Annotated in this window: 15 protein-coding genes and 9 pseudogenes; 12 read left to right on the top strand and 12 right to left on the bottom strand. The window is 69.6% G+C overall.

What is annotated here, in order from left to right; genetic code table 11:
• Positions 1-53 precede the first annotated feature (53 nt).
• The 3 genes and pseudogenes from AB0K02_RS33490 to AB0K02_RS33480 form a co-directional block, all read right to left on the bottom strand.
• Positions 54-827, bottom strand: coding sequence for an IS701 family transposase (locus tag AB0K02_RS33490; protein ID WP_365996382.1), 774 nt, complete (start codon positions 825-827; stop codon positions 54-56).
• A 279-nt stretch (positions 828-1,106) separates the two neighbouring features.
• Positions 1,107-1,817 (bottom strand): annotated as a pseudogene (locus tag AB0K02_RS33485) (IS701 family transposase); the annotation flags it as partial.
• Between the two features lie 88 nt (positions 1,818-1,905).
• Positions 1,906-3,306, bottom strand: a complete 1,401-nt coding sequence (locus AB0K02_RS33480) for a S8 family serine peptidase (protein WP_365996381.1) — start codon at positions 3,304-3,306, stop codon at positions 1,906-1,908.
• 185 nt (positions 3,307-3,491) lie between these two features.
• Here AB0K02_RS33480 and AB0K02_RS33475 point away from each other — a divergent pair, with 185 nt between their 5' ends.
• Positions 3,492-4,559: a hypothetical protein gene (locus AB0K02_RS33475; protein ID WP_365996380.1), complete on the top strand. Its 1,068-nt coding sequence runs from the start codon at positions 3,492-3,494 to the stop codon at positions 4,557-4,559.
• A gap of 168 nt (positions 4,560-4,727) precedes the next feature.
• On the opposite strand, the pseudogene AB0K02_RS33470 reads toward AB0K02_RS33475, so the two are convergent.
• Positions 4,728-5,613 (bottom strand): annotated as a pseudogene (locus tag AB0K02_RS33470) (helicase associated domain-containing protein); the annotation flags it as partial.
• Positions 5,614-6,237: 624 nt separating this feature from the next.
• On the opposite strand from AB0K02_RS33470, the gene AB0K02_RS33465 reads away from it, so the two are divergent.
• Together AB0K02_RS33465 and AB0K02_RS33460 are read left to right on the top strand one after the other, a co-directional pair.
• Positions 6,238-6,504, top strand: a complete 267-nt coding sequence (locus tag AB0K02_RS33465) for a hypothetical protein (protein WP_365996379.1) — start codon at positions 6,238-6,240, stop codon at positions 6,502-6,504.
• An 8-nt stretch (positions 6,505-6,512) separates the two neighbouring features.
• Positions 6,513-6,882, top strand: a pseudogene (locus AB0K02_RS33460) (hypothetical protein).
• 54 nt (positions 6,883-6,936) lie between these two features.
• Here AB0K02_RS33460 and AB0K02_RS33455 read toward each other — a convergent pair.
• A complete protein-coding gene (locus tag AB0K02_RS33455) occupies positions 6,937-7,059 on the bottom strand; it encodes a hypothetical protein (RefSeq protein WP_365996378.1) in 123 nt (40 codons plus the stop codon).
• Between the two features lie 121 nt (positions 7,060-7,180).
• Here AB0K02_RS33455 and AB0K02_RS33450 point away from each other — a divergent pair.
• A pseudogene (locus AB0K02_RS33450) lies at positions 7,181-7,435 on the top strand (transcriptional regulator); the annotation flags it as partial.
• Between the two features lie 268 nt (positions 7,436-7,703).
• On the opposite strand, the gene AB0K02_RS33445 reads toward AB0K02_RS33450, so the two are convergent.
• The 3 genes from AB0K02_RS33445 to AB0K02_RS33435 form a co-directional block, all read right to left on the bottom strand.
• The gene (locus tag AB0K02_RS33445) at positions 7,704-8,084 is read right to left on the bottom strand and encodes a hypothetical protein (RefSeq protein ID WP_365996377.1); all 381 of its coding nucleotides are present in this window, start codon (positions 8,082-8,084) and stop codon (positions 7,704-7,706) included.
• Positions 8,081-8,656 (bottom strand): TetR/AcrR family transcriptional regulator, encoded by a 576-nt coding sequence (locus AB0K02_RS33440; RefSeq protein WP_365996376.1) that lies wholly within the window; start codon positions 8,654-8,656, stop codon positions 8,081-8,083. The genes AB0K02_RS33445 and AB0K02_RS33440 overlap by 4 nt, the downstream gene beginning before the upstream one ends.
• A gap of 262 nt (positions 8,657-8,918) precedes the next feature.
• Positions 8,919-10,499, bottom strand: a complete 1,581-nt coding sequence (locus AB0K02_RS33435; protein ID WP_365996375.1) for a UDP-N-acetylmuramoyl-L-alanyl-D-glutamate--2,6-diaminopimelate ligase — start codon at positions 10,497-10,499, stop codon at positions 8,919-8,921.
• Between the two features lie 727 nt (positions 10,500-11,226).
• Between AB0K02_RS33435 and AB0K02_RS33430 the strand changes: the two are divergent.
• Positions 11,227-11,883, top strand: a pseudogene (locus tag AB0K02_RS33430) (IS5 family transposase); the annotation flags it as partial.
• A 216-nt stretch (positions 11,884-12,099) separates the two neighbouring features.
• Here AB0K02_RS33430 and AB0K02_RS33425 read toward each other — a convergent pair.
• A complete protein-coding gene (locus tag AB0K02_RS33425) occupies positions 12,100-12,429 on the bottom strand; it encodes a hypothetical protein (RefSeq protein ID WP_365996374.1) in 330 nt (109 codons plus the stop codon).
• A gap of 149 nt (positions 12,430-12,578) precedes the next feature.
• Here AB0K02_RS33425 and AB0K02_RS33420 point away from each other — a divergent pair, with 149 nt between their 5' ends.
• Together AB0K02_RS33420 and AB0K02_RS33415 are read left to right on the top strand one after the other, a co-directional pair.
• Positions 12,579-12,926 carry a Ku protein gene (locus AB0K02_RS33420; protein ID WP_365996373.1) on the top strand — a complete coding sequence of 116 codons (348 nt, stop codon included), beginning with the start codon at positions 12,579-12,581 and terminating at the stop codon, positions 12,924-12,926.
• The gene (locus AB0K02_RS33415; protein ID WP_365996372.1) at positions 12,875-13,183 is read left to right on the top strand and encodes a hypothetical protein; all 309 of its coding nucleotides are present in this window, start codon (positions 12,875-12,877) and stop codon (positions 13,181-13,183) included. The genes AB0K02_RS33420 and AB0K02_RS33415 overlap by 52 nt, the downstream gene beginning before the upstream one ends.
• A gap of 142 nt (positions 13,184-13,325) precedes the next feature.
• On the opposite strand, the pseudogene AB0K02_RS33410 reads toward AB0K02_RS33415, so the two are convergent.
• Both AB0K02_RS33410 and AB0K02_RS33405 read right to left on the bottom strand, forming a co-directional pair.
• A pseudogene (locus AB0K02_RS33410) lies at positions 13,326-13,496 on the bottom strand (VOC family protein); the annotation flags it as partial.
• Positions 13,497-13,664: 168 nt separating this feature from the next.
• Positions 13,665-14,171: a hypothetical protein gene (locus AB0K02_RS33405; RefSeq protein ID WP_365996371.1), complete on the bottom strand. Its 507-nt coding sequence runs from the start codon at positions 14,169-14,171 to the stop codon at positions 13,665-13,667.
• A gap of 488 nt (positions 14,172-14,659) precedes the next feature.
• Here AB0K02_RS33405 and AB0K02_RS33400 point away from each other — a divergent pair.
• Positions 14,660-15,689 (top strand): annotated as a pseudogene (locus AB0K02_RS33400) (transcriptional regulator); the annotation flags it as partial.
• 74 nt (positions 15,690-15,763) lie between these two features.
• Here AB0K02_RS33400 and AB0K02_RS33395 read toward each other — a convergent pair.
• Positions 15,764-16,282: a DUF4232 domain-containing protein gene (locus AB0K02_RS33395; RefSeq protein WP_365996383.1), complete on the bottom strand. Its 519-nt coding sequence runs from the start codon at positions 16,280-16,282 to the stop codon at positions 15,764-15,766.
• Here AB0K02_RS33395 and AB0K02_RS33390 point away from each other — a divergent pair.
• The 4 genes and pseudogenes from AB0K02_RS33390 to AB0K02_RS33375 form a co-directional block, all read left to right on the top strand.
• Positions 16,281-16,553: a hypothetical protein gene (locus tag AB0K02_RS33390; RefSeq protein ID WP_365996384.1), complete on the top strand. Its 273-nt coding sequence runs from the start codon at positions 16,281-16,283 to the stop codon at positions 16,551-16,553. The genes AB0K02_RS33395 and AB0K02_RS33390 overlap by 2 nt on opposite strands.
• 870 nt (positions 16,554-17,423) lie before the next feature.
• Positions 17,424-17,627: a hypothetical protein gene (locus AB0K02_RS33385; RefSeq protein WP_365996370.1), complete on the top strand. Its 204-nt coding sequence runs from the start codon at positions 17,424-17,426 to the stop codon at positions 17,625-17,627.
• Between the two features lie 275 nt (positions 17,628-17,902).
• Positions 17,903-18,436: pseudogene (locus tag AB0K02_RS33380) on the top strand (kinase).
• Between the two features lie 403 nt (positions 18,437-18,839).
• A pseudogene (locus AB0K02_RS33375) lies at positions 18,840-19,040 on the top strand (hypothetical protein); the annotation flags it as partial.

Below are 19,040 nucleotides of genomic sequence, written 5' to 3'. Positions count from 1 at the left end.
CATCATCTCGGACCACGACGCTCGCGCTTCGCAGGTCTCCTTGCTCTGCACGTTCATCCGTACGCGGCTCTGCACATAGGCGAGTACGCCGACACATGGTCACGTAAGGACCGCGGCTGCATCCGGTAGCGGGGCAGGGGCCTGGGCCCGAGTCCTCCGTAGGCGGGCTGATGCGGCAGAGCCTCCTCGCCATGAACGGTCATCTCTCCCTTGACCTGAAGGACGTAGGCCAGGCGCCGGTCCTCCAGACCACGGCGGAAGCCGGCGTTCGCGCCGTAACCGGTGTCCGCGACCAGCACGGCGGGCCGCAGCCCGATGCCTTCGAGTTCGTCGAGCATCTCCAAAGCGAGCTCCCACTTGGGGCGGTGGCCCTCGATATCGGGTATCCGGCAGCTCTTGCGACGCGCGGCAGCCTCAGGTGTGTTGTCCCAGCCGGCGGGCAGGAACAGCCGCCACGACAGCGGACACGAGGCGGTGTCCGAGGCGGCGTGGACACTGACACCGATCTGGCAGTTGCCGACCTTCCCCAGGGTGCCCGAGTACTGCCGGGCCACCCCGGGCGAGGAGATGCCGTCCTTGGGGAAACCGGTATCGTCCACCACCCACACCTGCGGGCGGACCGCGGCGACCGCCCGCCATGCCAGCCGGGCCCGCACCTCCTCGACCGGCCAGGTCGAGGACGTCATGAACTGCTGAAGCCGCTGGTGGTCGATGCCCAGACGGTCGGCCATCGGCTGCATCGACTTGCGCCGCCCCTCCAGCAACAGCCCCCGCACATACAGCGAGCCCTTCTCACGCTGATCCCGCCGCACCAACGGCGCGAACACATCGGCCGCGAACTCCTCCAACCGAACTCGACACGCCGCAAGCTCCCCAGCCCTCATACAGCCAGCGAACTACCAGACACCCAACGCGACAAGACCAGCTAACAAAGCACTACTAGTACTGCAACGGTCTTTGCTGTGACGGTGGGGCAGTTTCGGGTGGTGTGTGGCCGCGTCGTTTGTAGTGGCTGATGCGGGCTTGGTGTTGTCGTCGGCGGCGCCAGTGTGACCAGTGCAGGACGTGGTCGATGGGTGCTGGGCGGCGGCGTGTGAGGCGGTGGATCAGACGCTTGATTTCGGCGAGGCTGAGGGGGACAAGGTCGGAGGATCCGTTTCTGCTTTCTCTGTATCGAGCTCGCGGGCCCGCAGGACGGTGAGGCAGGCGTGGGCGGCCATGGCCAGGGTCATGTGTCGGTGCCGGCCGGGGTAGCGGCGGACCTGATAGTCGTCCAGCCCGCACTCGCCCTTGGCGGTCTGGAAGCACTCCTCGATCGCCCAGCGGCTGCCGGCGACGCGGATCAGCTCGTCGAGGGTGGTTCCGGCCGGGCAGTAGGCGATGTAGTAGGAGATCTCCTCGGGCCGGCTCACACTGCGGCGGGCGATCACCCAGTGCTGCCGGTCGGGCCGGTGCCATGGGCGGACCTCGACCCTCGCCCAGTCGAACACGCGTGGTCCGTGGGCACCGTTGCCGCAGGACCGGCGCTTCCACTTCTGCCGTGGCAGCCCGTGAAACAGGTCGTGAACGGGGTGGTCGATGGCCCAGCGGGTGACGACGGTGTCGTGCCGGGTGGTGGCCATGACGTGGAAGACATCGGCCTGCTCAAGCTCGGACCGCCAGCCCTTGGAGAAGCCGTAGGCGGCGTCCGCGGTCACCCACCTAATCGGAATCCGGTCCGCGATCGCCCGGCGGACCATGGTCTTGGCCATCACCACCTTCGTCTCAAAGCCGACCGCGTCGTCGATGCCGGCCAGGCGGCACCGGCCGCGGTCATTGCAAGCGAGACGAGAGCGCCGTGTAAGGCCTGCGGGTTGCCATGAGGAGCCTGGACCACCAACCACGGGGCGCCGGAGCGCCGCCGTATCAGCGCTGCCTGTGCAGCCCGGCCCACACCAGGTGACCGTAGAACTTCGGGCCGAGTGACGGCGTTCCGCCGAACGTCCGGTCCGTCTCCAGGTAATGCTCCCGGGCATCCGAGCGGACGGTCTGGATGATCTCGTCCGTTCCGCCTTTGCAGCGCCCCGACGTCAGGCACAGGGCGACCACTGCGGCTACCTGGGGAGCCGAGAAACTCGTACCGGAGAGCGGGCAGCGTTCACTGCTGCCGCACAGGGTGTTCGGCAGCGTCTCGACGTAGATGTCGACACCAGGGGCGGAGATCGTGTGCTTGATCTCCTTTTCCCGCAGGGCGAAGGCGGAGAAGTTCCACGGAAGGTTGTAGACGTCCTTCGCCGTGACCGCGAGAACCTCGGGGAAGCCGGCAGGTGCGCTTCCTTGGAAGTCGAACGGCCCGTTGCCGGCGGAGGCCGTGGTGACGACTCCGGCTGCGGCCAACGCGCGGATGGCTTGATGCGCGGCTTCGGTCGCCCCGGTCAGGACGCTCATGTTGGCGACTCTGATGTTCTTGGCGTGAGCGTTGGCAGTCACCCAGTCGATACCGCAGATGAGGGAGGACACGAAGCTCTCACTCGGACCGAGGATCTTCACCGACCAGATCTTGGTTCCCGGAGCCACTCCAAGCACTCCGCCACCGTTGTTCCGCGCCCCCACGACACCTGCGACCGCGGTCCCATGGCCTTCGGTGTCCAGGGGGTCAGGGCTGTCCGTGCAATTGGCCCCGACGGCGGCGTTCAGGTTCGGGCTGTTGACGTTGACACCGCTGTCCAGCACGGCAACGCCCACGTCCGCGGCGCGATGTGCAGTGAGACCGCCTCCCTCGGCCTTGTCCACCGCGTCGATGTGGAAGAGATTCCACTGCTGGTTGACTTCCTCTCCGAACGCGATGGGCTGTGAACGGTTCCTGGACGGTCGTCCGTCCGCAGGGCGCACTGGCTGGTCCGCTTCGACGTAGGCGACGCGCGGGTCCGCACGGACAGCAGCCAGCTCGTCGGCCGTGGCTGTGACGGAGTACCCCTTGAGCGCGGCACGGTAGACATGGTTCACGCGCGCGTTCCGTCGGCTGGTGTGCTCTGCGCTGACTTTGGACGGGTCGCCGGCAGAGTCCTTGAGAACGACGATCCACCGTGAGGGTGTGCTCTCGAAAGCCTGGGCCGGGACCGTGGCGGCCACGACGGCGAGGGCGGAGAACGCCGCCTGCCAGTCGGGCGACCGTCTTCCTCCGCAGTCGCGATGCTGACGCCATTGGGTGCTCCGTTCCAGGTGGCCGAATCCCAAGTACGCCGGGCATTCCCGCTCATTGGCATGTCGTGTCGCCCACTGGCCCCGATGGGCGAAAGATTCACCCGCCGGGAAGCCCGCCCCCATGGCATGTCTCCTGGTGTGCACACGGACCTGATATTTCCGGTGGACGCGTCCCGCGAACGGGTGAGCCCACGCTCAGTCCGAACGATCGCGGTTAGAGATGCCTTGCTCACCTTCTCTCGTGGTTCGGACGCACGTCGGAAGTGCCTCCGACCGGAGGGCCCGCAGGCTGGAAAGAAGGAAACGCTGTGCCCAAGCTACGAACCGCTGTTGCCGTGGCCGCTGTGATCAGCGCTGCCACAGCCGTTCCATCCGCCGCCGATCCAGCGCCTCAACGGCCGGTCGCGTGCAATGAGGATGCGCTCAAGGACGCCATCCGCAAGGCGAATGAGCACGGTGGCGGAGAGTTCTGGCTCACTCCTGGCTGCACCTACGGGATCACAACGCCGGCCAGCGAGAACACTGCTCTGCCGGCCGTCATCTCGGAGATCACCATCCACGGCCAGGAAAGCACGATCAAGCGGGAATCGGCGAAGGACTTCCGTCTCTTCCTCGTCGACAGTCCCTTCGGTGATCTCACACTGAACAACGTCACTGTTCGCGACGGCCGCGCTGAGAACGGCGGCGGAATCTGGGTCCGCCCGGCCAGCAGGCTCACGATCAACGAGAGCAAGATCATCAACAATGTGGCCGGCGGGCTGGGCGCGCGTCCGGGCGGCGGAGGCATCGACAATTTCAGCGGTTCCGTGACGCTGCGGGACAGTATTCTCAACGACAATACCTCGAGTTCCCATGGCGGTGGGATGTTCCAGGACGGCACAGCAACGGTCGTGCGCAGCACCATCAGCGGCAACACCGCCGGTGACACGAGCGGGGGGATCCGGAACAACACCGGCCGCCTGACCGTCAACGACAGCGTGATTTCCGGCAACACCTCTCATGGCGGAGGAGGCGGTGGCATCAGCAACGGGACCGGTGGGACGACCACGCTGAACGACAGCACCGTCATCGACAACACGGCAACCCATGCCTCCAGCCTCGGCGGCGGCATCGGCAACCGTGGTCGGCTCTTCCTCAACAGGAGTCACGTCCGCGACAACAGGACCAATGGCAAGGGCGGCGGCATCGCCCAACGGGGAAACGACCCGGCCGCAACCCTCGAGGACAGCTCGGTGACCGGGAACATCGCAGCCGCCGCCCCGGGCGGCATCTACAGCGAAGAAGGCCCGGTACGGCTGCTGTCCACCATCGTGGCGGACAACCAGCCCACCAACTGCAGCGGCAGCCCGGACCCGGTGCCCGGTTGCCCTGACTGATCCGCTGTGCCGCACCGAGCATCGACGCGCCGCGGGATACGGGGTCGCTCGTAGGACCGTCATGGCGTTCAGGGTGTTCGTCCGCGGCGAGTGCGCAGGGATTGGCAGCCCCATGTACGGGAGTGAGGCAGGACGCAGTACGGCCGGGGCCGCCTCCGTACGGCGACGTCACGCCGCGGTCCAGTCGCATCCGAGTGCGGCGAGCTGCTGGAGTTTGTCGGGGGTGAGTTTGGCCCGCCTGCTCTTGGTGTTGGACAGGAACACTCCGAGGCGGATCTCGGGGACGTCCGGCAGGTCTACAGGGCTGCGATGCCCTTCTGGAAGGCTCACGGGCGCCTTGGGTGCCTTGGCGGGCTCTTCCGGCTCCGGGGCCGGCGGCGTGATGCCGATGGCCTCGAGGCGTTCGCGTTGCCCGTCGTGAAGGGCGTGCCAGGTCTTCGGTGTGCGTTGGCGGGCGAGCCATTTGCCGATGTCCATGCCGTGGACGGTGACGCCGGGCAGGACGTGGGCCTGGCCCTGTTCGTCGGCCAGGAGTTCGCGTAGGGCGGCGTAGTGGCGTTGCCAGTGGGCTGGCCACGCGGGGTTTCCAGTCTTCGTCCAGGGCCTCCAGCGCGGTCTTCCAGCCGGGGTGTCCGTCGAGGGCACCGGGCCTTCGGAGGTTGGAGAGCCATTGCCCCACCGGCCTGTCCAGGGCCACTGCGGATCGGGGTGCGCACAGTGTCCAGTGTTGGTCGTAGTAGGCCTTGGCGGCTTCCAGGTTCTCCTGGAACCGTTCGTCCGCGGGGCTCCAGACCATGCCGAGCTTCTCCAACCTGCGGGCGCGCAGGCCGCTCATCTGCCCTCCCCCGTAGGCGCGTCGCTGCTCCGCGACCCATTGCCCGAGGGGGTAGGCGCCTTCTTTGTGGCCGTAGGGAACTCGGGCGTGGCCCTCGCGTTCGGCGTACTGCTTGAGCTTCGCCCAGCCGCGTGCCCAGTCTTGCTTCTCGGTGTCGATCACGTTGAAGGACACCCAGTCCGCGACCATCACCGGGTCACGCGGAGCGGCGAAACGGAGCCTGCGGTTGCCGCCGCGCCGCTCGTGCAGTGCGGACTCACAGCGCGCGCTCCGCTGCCCGGCCAACTCCTCGATCAAACCGCCAAGATGTGCACGGGAGATGCCGGTGAAGGCGCCGGGCCTTCGTCCTCAGCCACCAGGACTTCTTCCACGCCTACGCGGAGCTCCACTGCGGCAGCAGGGCAACGACCGAGGCCGTGGTCCACGAGGTGTTCCGATCCTCGCCGCGCGGGACGGGCTCTTGCAGGAGGACGAGTTGGAGCGGCGGACCCTCGCGGTGCTTCACCGTCACGTCACCAAGCGGCTCGCGAAGGAAGGACCCGCGCTGGAGGCCAGCGTCCAGGCCGCCCGGGAGCAACGCGGCGAAGGCCATCGGCCGTAGCCGTGAAGCCGGGCAGGCTTGTGTCGGCGAGGGCTCTCTCGGGGAGGCCGCGAAGCCAGGGCCGTTCCGGCTGCGGGAAACGTCTGGCGCTACCTGCACAGCCGTCGGCCCTCCCGTGGGGAGGCCGGGAGGGACGGCGCGGCCCCGCCCTCATGGCAGCACGCGGGCGGGGCCAGGGAGGTGGGGGACCTCCGTCGGGGGAATGGAGGATCACCGCCGACGGGATGGGAAGGAGCACAACGATGTCCGATGCGAACATCCGCATTCCCGAGGAAGCCAAGGACCGGCTCGCCGCGATTGCGTCCGCTGAGGGCCTTTCACTGCGCGCGTATCTCGCCCGCCTCGCCGAAACGCTGCTGACTCCGGCCGAGCGGGCCGAGCGGGCCGAGCGGGCCGAGAAGGCCCTGGCCGCGTTGAAGGAGTGGAACGGCTACGCGCCGACCGCTGCCGAGGAGCAGAATCTGGACAGCGAGCTGGACCGGCGTCTGGCCCAGGTGACCGGCCGGTGAGCGACGCCATGCACATCGTCCTGGACGACACCGCGATGGCCGCGGCCGGTCAGGGCAATGTCCTCGCCTCCCGCCTGATCCACCGCGCCCACGCCGAAGCAGATTGGTTTCTGTACGCCCCGGCGTGCGCGTTAGTCGAGGCCGATCGCGCCCGGCCCGGCACGGCCGAGCAGCTGGCGTCCCTCCCCGGCATCACCGTCCTCGATCTGGACCTGGCTGCCGCCCTGGCAGTTGCACGGCAGGAGACCTGGGCTGCGGCGCACAGTCAGTACGCGGCGCAGCCCACCCCCGGCCCGTCCCGACGGCGCGATCATCGCCACCACCGCCCCGCACCGGTGGGCAGGGGAGCCGGTCCGCGTACTGGACCTCACCCCCTGATCCCAGCAGCAGACGACTGCGGTCCCTGCCGGATCCGGCAGGGACCGCCGTGCGTCACAGCGCGGTGCGCAGGTGATCGCGCCGGGCGGCGACCAGGTCCCGCCACCGCTGGCGAGTGGGCTGTTCTCTGTCGAGCCACTGTGCTGGTGAGGGGCCGTCGTGGGGCAGGTTGGCCATGAAGTGCGCGATGTCGGTGCAGTAGGCGAAGTCGCCGCCCGGGGTCAGGTCGCGTAGTCAGGAGATGGTGGTGGTCAGTGCGTCGCCGTTTCCCAAACGGCCTGATGGAAGGCGGCGGCCAGCACACCCGCTCACCGACGACAAATGTCTGCGCCGCCACCTGGTCGGCATCGACGCGAACTTGGCCTTCGCCGCCGGAGTCAACGGCCGGGTTGTCGGCCTCGGAGCGCCGACGCACGTCAAGGACCCGGCGTTTGACCCGCAGCTGCCGGGTTCGTGGCTGGGGGACCTGTCGCACGTCGACCTGTCCCGGGTGAAGGTCGGCAAGGAGTGGGTGGAGCTGGACAGCTCGCTGCTGCCCAGGCCGTTCACGCCGACGGCACCTTCTACGAACCCAGAACCCCACAGCCCGCCTGACGAAAGACATGGAGGCGCCCCCCGCGTCCCGGGCACCGGCCGGAGGGCTGCTGATGCCGGTCTCGGAATTTTCTGGGTGTCGCTCTTTGCTCCCACTCAGTTGGCGTGTCAATGGACACCGAAGGGTCTACGGGGGCAGCCGTGATGGCGGGGTGTCAACCTGGCAGGCTCGATGGCATGCCGGAACGGCTTGACGCGGCGGCCGCGTGAGCTCTCCGGGCGTGTGGCTACGCGGCGCCCGCCGCTGCCAGCACTGCGACCGGCAGGAGCAGAATCCACTGCGGTAGACGCAGTAGTGGTCTGGGCCAGCCGACGGACAGCGTGACGACCAAGAAGGCTGCCGCGTAGGCGATGAAGTGCGCGGCCACGAACCACGCCACCAGGCCGGTACCCGGCGTACCGTCCGTCAGGGAGAGGTAGAGCAGAGCGAGTCCGGAGAGCACCAAGTCGCCGCTCACCATGTGCCAAACGGCGTGCAGGACGCGCTTGGGTTCGTCCGCGAGATCGCAGGACAGCAGCGGGCGCACCACATCGCGGTGCCCGCCGACGATGTGCACTGCGGCCACGCCGAGCGCGGTGATCCCTGCCGCGAGAAGCCAGCCGTTCATCGGACCTCGATTCCTTTGGCCACGACAGCGGCCAGCTGCGGGTCAGGGTGCTCCCCGACCAGCCCTACGTGGAAGAACACGGCTCCTGCCAGCGTGTCCAGGACCAGGTCCACGGGCGTTTCGGCCGCGATCTCCCCGCGCAGCACGGCGCGTTCGAAGACAACCAGCAGCCGTTCCTTCGACGGGGCCAGGAAGTCGCCGCGGATGCGCGCCTTCAGATCCGGATCGGCGGCGAAGTCGGCCAGCAGCCCCGGGAGTGCCGCCGCGGCGGCAGGCGCGCGGAACTCGTCGACCAGGCCCTGTAGCAGCACGGTCAGATCCCCGGCCAGTGTTCCGGTGTCCGGGGGCGGAACATCATCGGTGGTCGTGAAGACGGCCTCGAAGACCAACTCCGGCTTGCCCGGCCACCGCCGGTAGATCGTGTCTTTGCCGACACCGGCCCGCGCGGCCACCGCCCCGATCGATGTCGCGGCGTAGCCGACGTCGACCACCAGCTCTGCCGTCGCGCCGATGATCGCCTCGTGCGATCGGGGATCCCTGGGACGCCCCCTGGAGGGCAGAGAGGAGCTCATGGCATTTACCTTACGGGTCGACCCGTAAGGTAAACACGGCCTGCCCTTCAGAACCGGAGCCGGCGGCGCCTCTTCAGCCCGCCGGATAGCTGACGAGCGGGCCGGAGAACTCCTGGCGGCCGCCGACGACGGCGTGGGTGAGTCCGCGGGGCCACGACAACCGCCCCCGAAACGCTGCACATCCGGACAAGACCCCGAACACACTCTCCAACCCTGCCCGCCTGTGGTGCCCCCCTTCTGGCCTGCGCGTTCGCGGGTGTCGTCACCGAGCTGGCGGCCCGCTCGTGGGCGGGAGGGCGTCCTGATGGTCTTCGGTCTCTTGCTGGCCGTCACGGGTGGCTGATCGACGTGGCTGGCCCCGCAGCGCGGCGAGTTCGCGCACTGTCGCCATGTCGCTGAAGGGGAGGAGCTGTTCGCCGATGATCTGGTAGGGCTCGCTGCCCTTCCCGGCGATCAGGATGATGTCGTCGCCTTCTGCGGCGGACAGCGCGAAGTCGATCGCTCGGCGGCGGTCGGCGAACCGCTCGAACCGGGTCCCGGTCGCCGTGAGACCCGGTGAGATCTGGTCCAGGATCGTGTCGGGGTCTTCGTTTCGCGGGTTGTCCGAGGTGAGGACGCACAGGTCGGAGAGAGTGCCGGCGATCTGCCCCATCCGCGCGCGCTTGGTGACGTCCCGGTCGCCTCCGCAGCCGAAGACGGTGATGACCCGGCCGGTGGCGAAGCCCCGGATGGCCGTGAGCACCTTGTCCAGGGAGTCGGGAGAGTGCGCATAGTCCACGATCACGGTGGTGCCGCGGGGAGTCTCGAAACGTTCGAAGCGCCCCGGGACCGGGGGCATCGCCTCGAGCGCGGTGACCAGTCCAGTCAGGTCGTGCCCAAGGACATGGCAGGCCGCCACGGCGGCCAGCGCGTTGGCCACCGAGAATCGCCCGGGGACGGGGATGGCAGCGGGGTACTTGCGTCCGGCGTGGTGGAGGGTGAAGCGCGTACCGAGCGCGTCCATGCTGAGGTCGCTCGCCCGGTAGTCGGCCTCCGTGTCGAGCGCGTACGTCGTGACCGCGCCCGGCATCATCGCACGGATCCCGTCTCCCACGGGGTCGTCCGCGTTGACCACCGCGTGCCGGCACAACCCCTGGAACAAGCGCAGCTTGGCGTCTCGGTAGTTCTCCATGGTCCCGTGATCGTCCAGGTGGTCCTGCGTGAGGTTGGTGAAGATCCCCACGTCGAGGAACGCGCGGTCCACCCGGTGGGTCAGCAGGCCCATCGACGTGGCCTCCAGGACCACGGTGCTCACCTCGCGGTCGCGCATGCACCCCAGCAGGTACTGGAAGTCCGGTGATTCCGGCGTACTCAGCACCGATCTCGGCATCGGGATCACTTTGTCGCCGATCCGGCTGCCGGCCGTCCCGATGACCCCCACCCGTGCGCCCTCGGCGATCCGGAGCACGGACTCGAACATGTACGACACCGAAGTCTTCCCGTTGGTGCCGGTGACAGCCACCATGTCCATCTCCCGCCCGGGCTCGCCGTAGTAGCGGGAGGTGACCACCGCGGCCGCCTTGCGCGTGTCAGGCACCCGTACGACACACACCCCGGCGGCCGACGCCAACACCCCTGCCGCGAGATCGGGCGCCGCGTCGTCGACGAGCACCGCGACCGCGCCACGTGCCAGAGCCGGGCCGACGAGCTCGGGGCCGCCCTCGAAGTGACCGGGCACCGCGATGAACAGTGAACCCGGCGAGACGCGGTGGGCATCGAAGCATGCTCCCGCGGTGATCCTCGTCTCGGGATCACCCAGTAGAACCTCATGGTCGTGCCCGGCCAGCAACTCGCTCAAATTCACAGGGGTCCTTTCGAGGGTGCGACTGGGCCGGCGGTCCGGCCGTCGCCGAGGGCGATGCCAGACGGCACGCCGAGGAGTCGCGGGGGATGGTGCTCAGCAGACAGATCAGTGGAGCGGTGTTCCGCAAACCGGAGAGAAGCCCCGGCTGCGCGGGAAGAGCCAGGGGCGGGGCGGAAGGGGGAGAGGGCCCGTCGAGCAGGTCAGCCGTGGCCGTGCAAAGCGCGGCAGGGGACCCCGGGGCCGGTGGTGCACAGCGCGCGAGGTGCCTGTCGCAGGCCCTCCCTCACCGCTTGTGTGCAACGCATGGGTGGAGTGTACGTCCCACCGGGGGTCGACCCGCCCTGCTTCGCGCCGGCCTACGGGTCGGTGTGCCGGGACGGTGGCGCTCCGCGTCGTCCCGTGGAATCAGCCGGCGGCCTGCTCGGCCTGGTGGAGCAGCGGGGCATGCTGCCCCGACGCTGCCCGCAGGCTCTGAACTTCGTCCCTGAAGCCCCGTGGCCGGGATGTGAGGTGCACGAGTGTCCGGACTGCATCCGGCCGCTTCTGGGGTGATGGCCATGCCGATACCCGTCCATGCCCTAGCCCACCGGCCATTGACGGCCGTGGCCGTGCTCGTCGCTCTGTCTGCCACGGGCCTTACCGACGTCGACGCCACCGACAGGAGATGCAGCGGCGCGGGTGGAGCTGTGAACACAATCTGGCACCACGTGCAGGGCCGGCCATTGGCCGGCGCAGGGACTGTACCGAGGCCGGTGTCTGGCCGCAGCTGCACGAGGTACTGCTGGCCGAGCTGAGGGCCTCGGGTCTGCTGGACATGACGACGCGGCCGATGGCTCCCCTGTCCGGGCCCTCAAAGGGGGGCTCACACCGGACCTTCGCCGGTCGACCGCGGGCGTCCGGGCAGCAAGCACCACTTGATCACCGACCGCCACGGAACTCCCTTGGCCGTCTCGCTGACCAGCGGAAACCGTACGACGTCACTCAGCTGATGCCTCTGCTTGACGCGATACCCCCCATCCGCGGGGTCCGCGGGCGGCCGCGACACCGGCCTGGCCGGCTGTTCGCCGGCCGGGGTTACGACTCCGACAAATACCGCCGCCTCCTCCGGGCCCGTGGCATCACACCGAAGATCGCTCGCAAGGGCACAGCCCATGGCTTCGGCCTGGGCCGGACCCGCTGGGTGGTCGAGCGGACCTTGGCCTGGCTCCACCAGTTCAAGCGGCTACGGATCCGCTACGAGATACGCGCCGATCTGCACCTCGGCCTGCTTCAACTCGCTTGCAGCGTCATCGAATACGCCCACGCTCTGGAGCAGTTGGTCGCGGCGAATGCCGCTGGCGCGGGACTGGCCCTGGTTGAGAAGGCCGCGGCCCGGTGGATCTGATGGCCGCGCTGGAGGCCGGCGTCCCGGCAGTCCGGCAGGAACGCGGCGAAGGTGATCGGCCGAGAACGTAGCCGTGAAGTGCCCGCGAAGACGACCGCAACCAAGAGAACCACCACGATGCGGCGCAAGCCGCGCACCTTCTGACCAGCCGTGAGACTGGCCCAGTCAGCCAGCAGCGTCGCGCTCTTGAACACAACCCCACAACGTGGGCCGCGGTCAGACATCGAAAGTCGCGACAGCGGGCAGGCCGACATGATGCAGCGTGCGCTGTACGCGACGGTTCGAGCGGGACACGCACACGGATGGGGCATCCGCCGCACTGGCGAGGCGCAGGAGTGCGTAGGCACACACCAAGTCAATCCGCTCTAGATCGCGCATGTCGAATAGCCACTCCCGCGCACCACTCAAGAGCGGATCACGCAACTGCTCCTCGATGGCACACGCCATCCAGGAGTACAGAACACCGTGAAAGGTCACAACAACGCGCTCACCGTCCGAAGAGATCACAAGGGGGAGCTGCTGCCCAGGGAAAGCCGAGGTGGTCATGTTGTTTCTCCCATGCACGAGAGCACCGACGCGGCTCTACTTGCAATTAGTCCTATATCGGGCATACGCCCCTTGGGTGAACCATTAGTCACTATTGGGTTAAGTGAACGGTAGCCGCCCCCAGACACAGCGCTGCCCAGGATGCCCGGATGACGGACGGCTCCCGGGTCGAGTACCGGCGTTTTTGCCGGGCCGAGGGCAGGGAGATCCCCTACGAGGAAGTGGGGCGCGGTTTCGCGATGCCGGACGGCCGTACGGTCCCGACCGACGAGGACCTTGAGCACCTGCCGCTCCCCACAAAGCACACCATCGAGGTCCTCGGCTTCGTCCCCGGACAGGACATCGACCCCATCAGCTACGCCAAGCCCTACTGGGCGAGGCCCGACGGCCCAGGCGCCGACCGCCGTACGCCCTGCTCGTCGAGGCACTCGCCCGCACCGGGTACATGGCCGTGGCCAAGATCGCCATCCGAAGCCGCGAGCGCCTCGCCCTGCTAAGCCCACGCGACGGGATCCTTGTCGTGCAGACCCTGCTCTGGGAGGCCGAGCTCCGCGAACCTGGCGACCTTGCCTCGTCCCCACCGGACACCGACCGGGAGCTGGCACTCGCCGAAGTCCTCATCGCGGAGTTGACCGGCGTCGGGGTCAGCGACCTCCACGACGAATACGCCCACGCCCTGGAACAGTGGTCGCAGCGAAAGCCGCCGACGAGGGCCCGGCCCCGCTGGAGGAGGCCGCGGCCCCGGTGGACCTGATGGCCGCGCTCGAAGCCAGCGTCCAGGCCGCCCGGAAGCAACGCGGCGAAGGCGGCCGGCCGTAAGCGGGCAGCCGCGGGGCGAGCTCACGGATGCCCAGCGGGCGGTGTGGGGGCTGTGACCAGCACTGCCGCAACGGCCCTCAGACGACGTCGAATTCGTTGCCCTCGTGGTCCTGCATGGCGGCGTAGAGCCCCATGGGCTCATCCTTGATCCGTAGTACGGTGGCACCAGCTTTGACCAGCCGTTCCACCGCAGCCTTGACCCGCTGTGTGGGGACGTCCAGTGAGACCTCACGGCCCCCGCCGACTTTCCGGCTGCACGCTCCAGCCGGGCGTTCAGCTGATGCCGCGCAGGGAGTGGGCCGACTGCAAGCGCAGTACTCGAGCTGATGTCACGGAAACGGCAGCTCTGGCCGCGTCACCTCACCTCGCTCGCTCGAGCAGCAGGTTCACCACCATGGGCAGCGAATACCGGCGGATCACCCGGTGGCCTCCCGCCGTGCCCGGCGTTCGGTCGCGTACCCCTCGCCGATGGCCAGGAGGGCCGCGGACCCGGCGAGGGCTGCGGCCGTGGGGTTCATCCAGGCGTACGCGGGGTCGGCGGAGTAGGTGCTGCCGTCCTCGCGTACGCAGTCGAAGGCCAGCGGCAGATAGGACGCCCGATGGTGGGTCAGGCCCTCGACGGTCTCCCGGGGGAACTCGTCGCCGCGGCAGGCCGGGGCCGGTACCGAGTCGGCGCCGTCCCCGAAGGCGTCCTCGGAGGCCGTCACGCCGGCCAGCCCCCAGAAGTAGACGACGGTGGCCCCGGCGGCGGCCAGCCAGGCGGCCCGCCGGGTCAGATGCCGCCGCCAGGGCTCGGGACGGCCCGGCAGGACGGCGCCGAGCACGGCGATCAGCGCGAACACCGCGCCGATGGCCGCGGCGAAGGCGACGAGCAGGGCCAGCAGCATGATCACGGTCGCCGCCCCCTTCCGGGCCGTCGGCATAGGCAGAGGCGGGCACGCATCCGCCCACCTCACCAGCCACCCGATACCACCGGCTGTGACGAAAGCCACTCCTTTGGTCACAGCCGTGTCACAGAGCCCGGGTGTCCCGGCTCCGGTTCCCCGTCGACCCCGCCGGAATGGGATCGGGCACCGCACTCCCGCCGTTTCGCGCATGACCGTCCCGCTCTCCGCTGCCGCCGGCGGAGGAGCCCAAGCGGCTGCGCTCCGCGCACGGCCTGACGCTGGACGAAGTCGCCGCCGCTCTGAAGGTCCGCCGGGCCATGGTGTCCGGCTGGGAGTCGACGAAGAAACCGACTGAGCCGCGCGGCCCGGTGTGCGAGGCGTACACGCGGCTCCTGAGGCAGCTCGCAGAGCCCTACCCCGCGCCGGAGGAGCCGGCCGCCCCCGTGCCGGCCACGTTCAGCGGCGCACCCGCCCCGGCGGAAGCGCAGACTCTGCCCGCAGGACAGGTGTCCGAGGCTGCGGCCATGACGGCAACCGAGAACACCCAGACCCCTGCCCCCCTCGCCGCTGCTCCGGCGCCCGCGCCGCGTCCGGCGCGCACCACCAGGCCGTCATCGACGTCGCGGCGGCCGGGCGCCCGGAAGGCGGCCCCGGCCAACACACCGGCGGCCGGCCCCGACCCGTGCTGCGAGAACGGGCCGCTGGCGGTCGTCGACGTCGAGGACGGGAAGGTGCTGGCGTACTGCGTCGGCGGCCTGGTCCCGGACGTGCCCGCCAAGTCCCCGCCACCCCAGGTGGACTGGACGCTGCGCGAGGCGAAGCCCGGTCAGCCGAAGCTGTCCGGCCCCGGCAAGGACGCCGACCCGCTGCTCGTGCTCACCGAGGCCGCCACGGAGCGCTACGGCGCCTCCCCGTCGCCCTCACCGATGAGGAGCGGCTCACCGGACGCCTGCCGGAGGGCCACAAGGTCATCAAACAGCTGGCCCCGCGCGGAACGGAAGCTGACCAAGCGCGGATTCGGGCCCTGGGGCAGCGGATCTACCGCCCCGCGCAGGTTCGGAGCGCAACTGCGTCCAGCTGTGCATTCCTCCTGGCACGCACTCGACTCCCGCCACTGGGGCGAGGCCGAGCAGCTCCCGCCGGCCGAACTCGCCCGCGTGCTCGGCGTATACGCGTCCCGGCTGATGACGCCGCGCGGCTTCACCGCCGTCACGGGCCTGGAGCTGATGACCGCGCTGCACCCCGCGACCCGCGCGTCCGAACCCGACGCGACGGGCAAGCGGCACTCCGAGCACAACCCCGGCTCGCTGGGCAAGGACCCGGTGGACCCGGCGCCGTGCGAGGCCCGCGACGGCCATCCGCTGCTCAAGGACCTGCCGCGCTTCCACGTGCGCGGCCCTGGCGGAGAAGCTGTTCGAGGAGGCGTACGACTGGGCGCGGCCGATGACGGACGCCGAGTGCACCCTGCGGCACCTGGTCGGCATCGACGTGAACATGGCCTTCGCCGCCGGAGCCAACGGCCTGGTCGTCGGCCTCGGTGCGCCGGCGCACGTGGCCTCCGGGGCTGTGACCGGTCTGGGGGTCTCTTCGTTGAGGTTCCGGCGGGATGGGAACCTGGGTTATGCGTTTCAGGAAGGCTTCGACTCGGACACCGGGGTGACAGTCACTTTGTCGTCGCAGGCGGCGATGTTCCTCGCGTCCTCCAGTTGGACCTGGTGCCGGCCCGCGCCGGGCAGGCCCACGATCAGCGTCGGGTATGTCTGCGGCTCGGCCCCGGACACGCAGTAGCCGTCTGCCTCGCCCTGGACCTGGACGAAGGTGAGCTTCACCCACGCCGTGTGGCCCGGTGCCAGCCGGACCGGCGAAGCGGATCCCGTACGCGTCACCGCCAGCGGGCGGTTGAGGTCCGGGCGGGTCATCCCTGCCGCAGCCACCGTCGGGAAGCCCTGCAGGGTGCAGGCGTTGCCAGAGGTGTTCTTGAACCCGACGACCATCGCTCCCGTGCCTGTGCCCGGCGGGTGGTTTGCCGCCTGGTGGCCTTCCGTGCCCAGGTCCGCCGGGGCACACGCCGGAGCGGCGCCGCTCGATCCGCCTTCTCCGCCCGACCCCCCGGACGAGGCGCTCCCTGCCGGGTCCGCGAGCGGCATGCTGGTTCTGCCGGACTCCGAGGCGGCGGGGCTCGGCGTGCTCGCGCCAGTCCCCGCCGCCGAGGGCGCGTCCGAAGGCTTCCCCGCCGCCGAAGGCGCGGCGGCGCTCGAATCGTCGCCGCTCGGCTGGCATCCCGTGGCCAGCAGTGTGGCCGCCGAGACCACGACCATCGCCGCCGCGGCTCTGCGGATGCTGTTCTTGTACTGCATGACGCCCCCCGAAGGATGTGACCGGTGCCGGTTCCTTGCGGCACTCACTCGGTGTACATGAAGATCGTCGGCCTTCGGTTGCTCTGGCGGATCAGCCGTGACACGCCGGTGACATGCCAAGGACAACATGGACAACAACGGCCCCCGGACACGGCGGCGGCCACCTGCTCTCACCAGTGGCTGACCCGCGAAGAACGCCGCCGCCCTGCTCGATCAGGCGTGGCATGACGTGGCCGTCCGCCGGCACGCCCGGGCCCTGCTGGACGGCTCGGTGGCCCTCCCCGAGTCCGAACCCCCGTGGGGTGGGCGAGTTGCGGGAGGCGCTGGTCAACGCCGGTGATGTCGACGCCATGCGGATCCGAAGCTCACGAACGTCCGGCCCCGGCTTCCTGCCCCGCTACTCGCCGCAAACCGACGCAGAGCAGGGACAACGCAGCAGGACATGGTGACGCGTGTCTGCCGGCGGGGCTGTTCCGAGGAGGGGGTGTCCTGCTCGTGCTCGGCCTCGACCCGAGGGTGCCGGACGCCCTGCCGTCACGGACGGCTGCTTCATCGACTGCGGCTGCTCCCAGGGCTACGTCCAGTCGTGGCTGCACGAGCTGCGCGAGCTGCGCGAGTTCTCCCGGGCCCAGTCTGCGCGTCGCCTGGGGCTGACAGCCCACCCGGCCCCACCCGGGGCGCAGGCCCGAACCACCAGCGGCGGGGGAGTGGCACCCCCGCCGGTTTCGGGGACCCCGAGTGCCGGCCGGGGCTCTCTACCGGTCTTTTGGGCGTGTGGGGGGACAGCCTTGCCTCTACGGTGGGCGCGATCGGTCCCGGTGAGAGACGAACCCGGCCAGGCTCCCGCGGACCAATGAGTTCAAGGGGCGGAGCGGTCGGTGACTAGGCTTTCGCAGCTCTTGGCCGCGGCCCCGCCGTGCGATGATCAGCTGTGACTGCCGACAGACGCCGACGACTTGGCCACGGCCCCAAGGCGCTGGCGACAGCCCCGAGCGTGGCCGCCGCCGAGCCGCGAGCCCGCCTCGTGGCCACGGAGGCCGATCTGGACACCGGCCCCCTCCACCACCTCCAGCTCCCCGACCTTGCCGAGTTGAGGGACCGGGGCGTGCTCGACGCGCACGCGCTGGGAGACTGACCTGGTGAGCACGATGCGCCGCCCGCTGGGCACCGGTCCCCGCCCGAATCCTGCCGCTGAAGCGGACGACCTCGGCGGACGCGGCCGCATGGCTGCTGAGCTTGCCGCCCAGCTTTCCTCCGCGCCGGCCGAGCTTCAGCCGTACCGGTCGGCAGCCGGCCGTCGACCGCTCGGGACCGGACCGGAAGCCACCAGGTAACCACGGCTACGGCATCGGCGGACGGTCGCCCGGACCACCGCCACTGTCACCGGCCGTCGATAGCGTGACCGCCGTGATGGTGGGAACCGAAGAATCCCGGCTGGTCGTGGTCCGCGGCAACAGCGCCTCAGGGAAGTCGTCCGTCGCGGCCGGCCTGCGCGAACGCTTCGGCCGCGGCCTGGCCCTGTTCGGCCAGGACAACCTCCGCCGCATCGTGCTCCGCGAGCACGACCGGCCCGGCGCCGCGAACATCGGCCTGATCGACCTGACCACCCGCTACGCCCTTAACGCCGGATTCCACGTCGTCGTCGAAGGCATCCTCTACGCCGACCGCTACGGCGACATGCTCACCCAGCTGCGCGCCGACCACCGCGGCCCGACCCACGGCTACTACCTGGACGTGCCGTTCGAGGAAACCCTCATCCGGCACGCCACCAAGGCGATCGCCGACCGCGTCAACGAGACGCAGCTGCGCGACCGGTACCGGCCGCGCGATCTGCTGCCCGGCGGCATCGAGACCGTCATCGGCGCCGACAGCGCCCTGTAGGAGACCGTCGACCGCATCATGCTCGACACCGGCCTGGTCCACCTGCCCGCACGGGACCGCTGACCGGTGCACTGTTGCGACAGATGTTGCGCCTACCCGTTGCGCTGGGTGCTGCGCGAGCCCTCACAGCCTCCTGGGATGCGCCCAGGTCATCCCGGGCGTACAGGCATGGTCGGGGTGCGGACATCGTCGTTGCGGCCGCTTTTGCCCATGTCCCTGGCTGGAGTTGAGGGAGAGGAGAGGGGGGATGGGCGGCGCGGACGCAGCCGGGGATCGGGGCGCGCTCGCCGGTGTTGCGCGTCGGCCGGGGCCGCCGCGCTGCGTTGTCGTCGGAGCGGCGCCGCTGGCGGTGTCGCTAGCCGGTTGCCGCCTGCTGTTCGGGCCACCAGGCTGGTGCCTTGGTGTGCCGAAACGAAGAAGGGACCTGATGGCAGAGGGCGGTTCGGCCGGGACGGGGTTGTGGGCGATGGCGGACCTGGTGACGCCGATGGCGTTACGTCTGGCGGCGACCCTGCGGCTCGCCGACCACATCGCGGCGGGACTGCGGATGGCACCGGAACTGGCTGCCGCCACGGACAGCGATGCCGCCGTGCTGGATCGGATGATGCGTCACCTGGCCTCGGGGCGTGCTCAGGCAGGACTTCTCAGGCGGCTGCACGTTGACAGC

Origin of the sequence: Streptomyces sp. NPDC049597, from assembly GCF_040675505.1 — a bacterium.
Classification (GTDB): domain Bacteria; phylum Actinomycetota; class Actinomycetes; order Streptomycetales; family Streptomycetaceae; genus Streptomyces.
The sequence above is the reverse complement of the archived record's forward strand: the minus strand, read 5'-3'. Positions and strand labels throughout refer to the sequence as shown.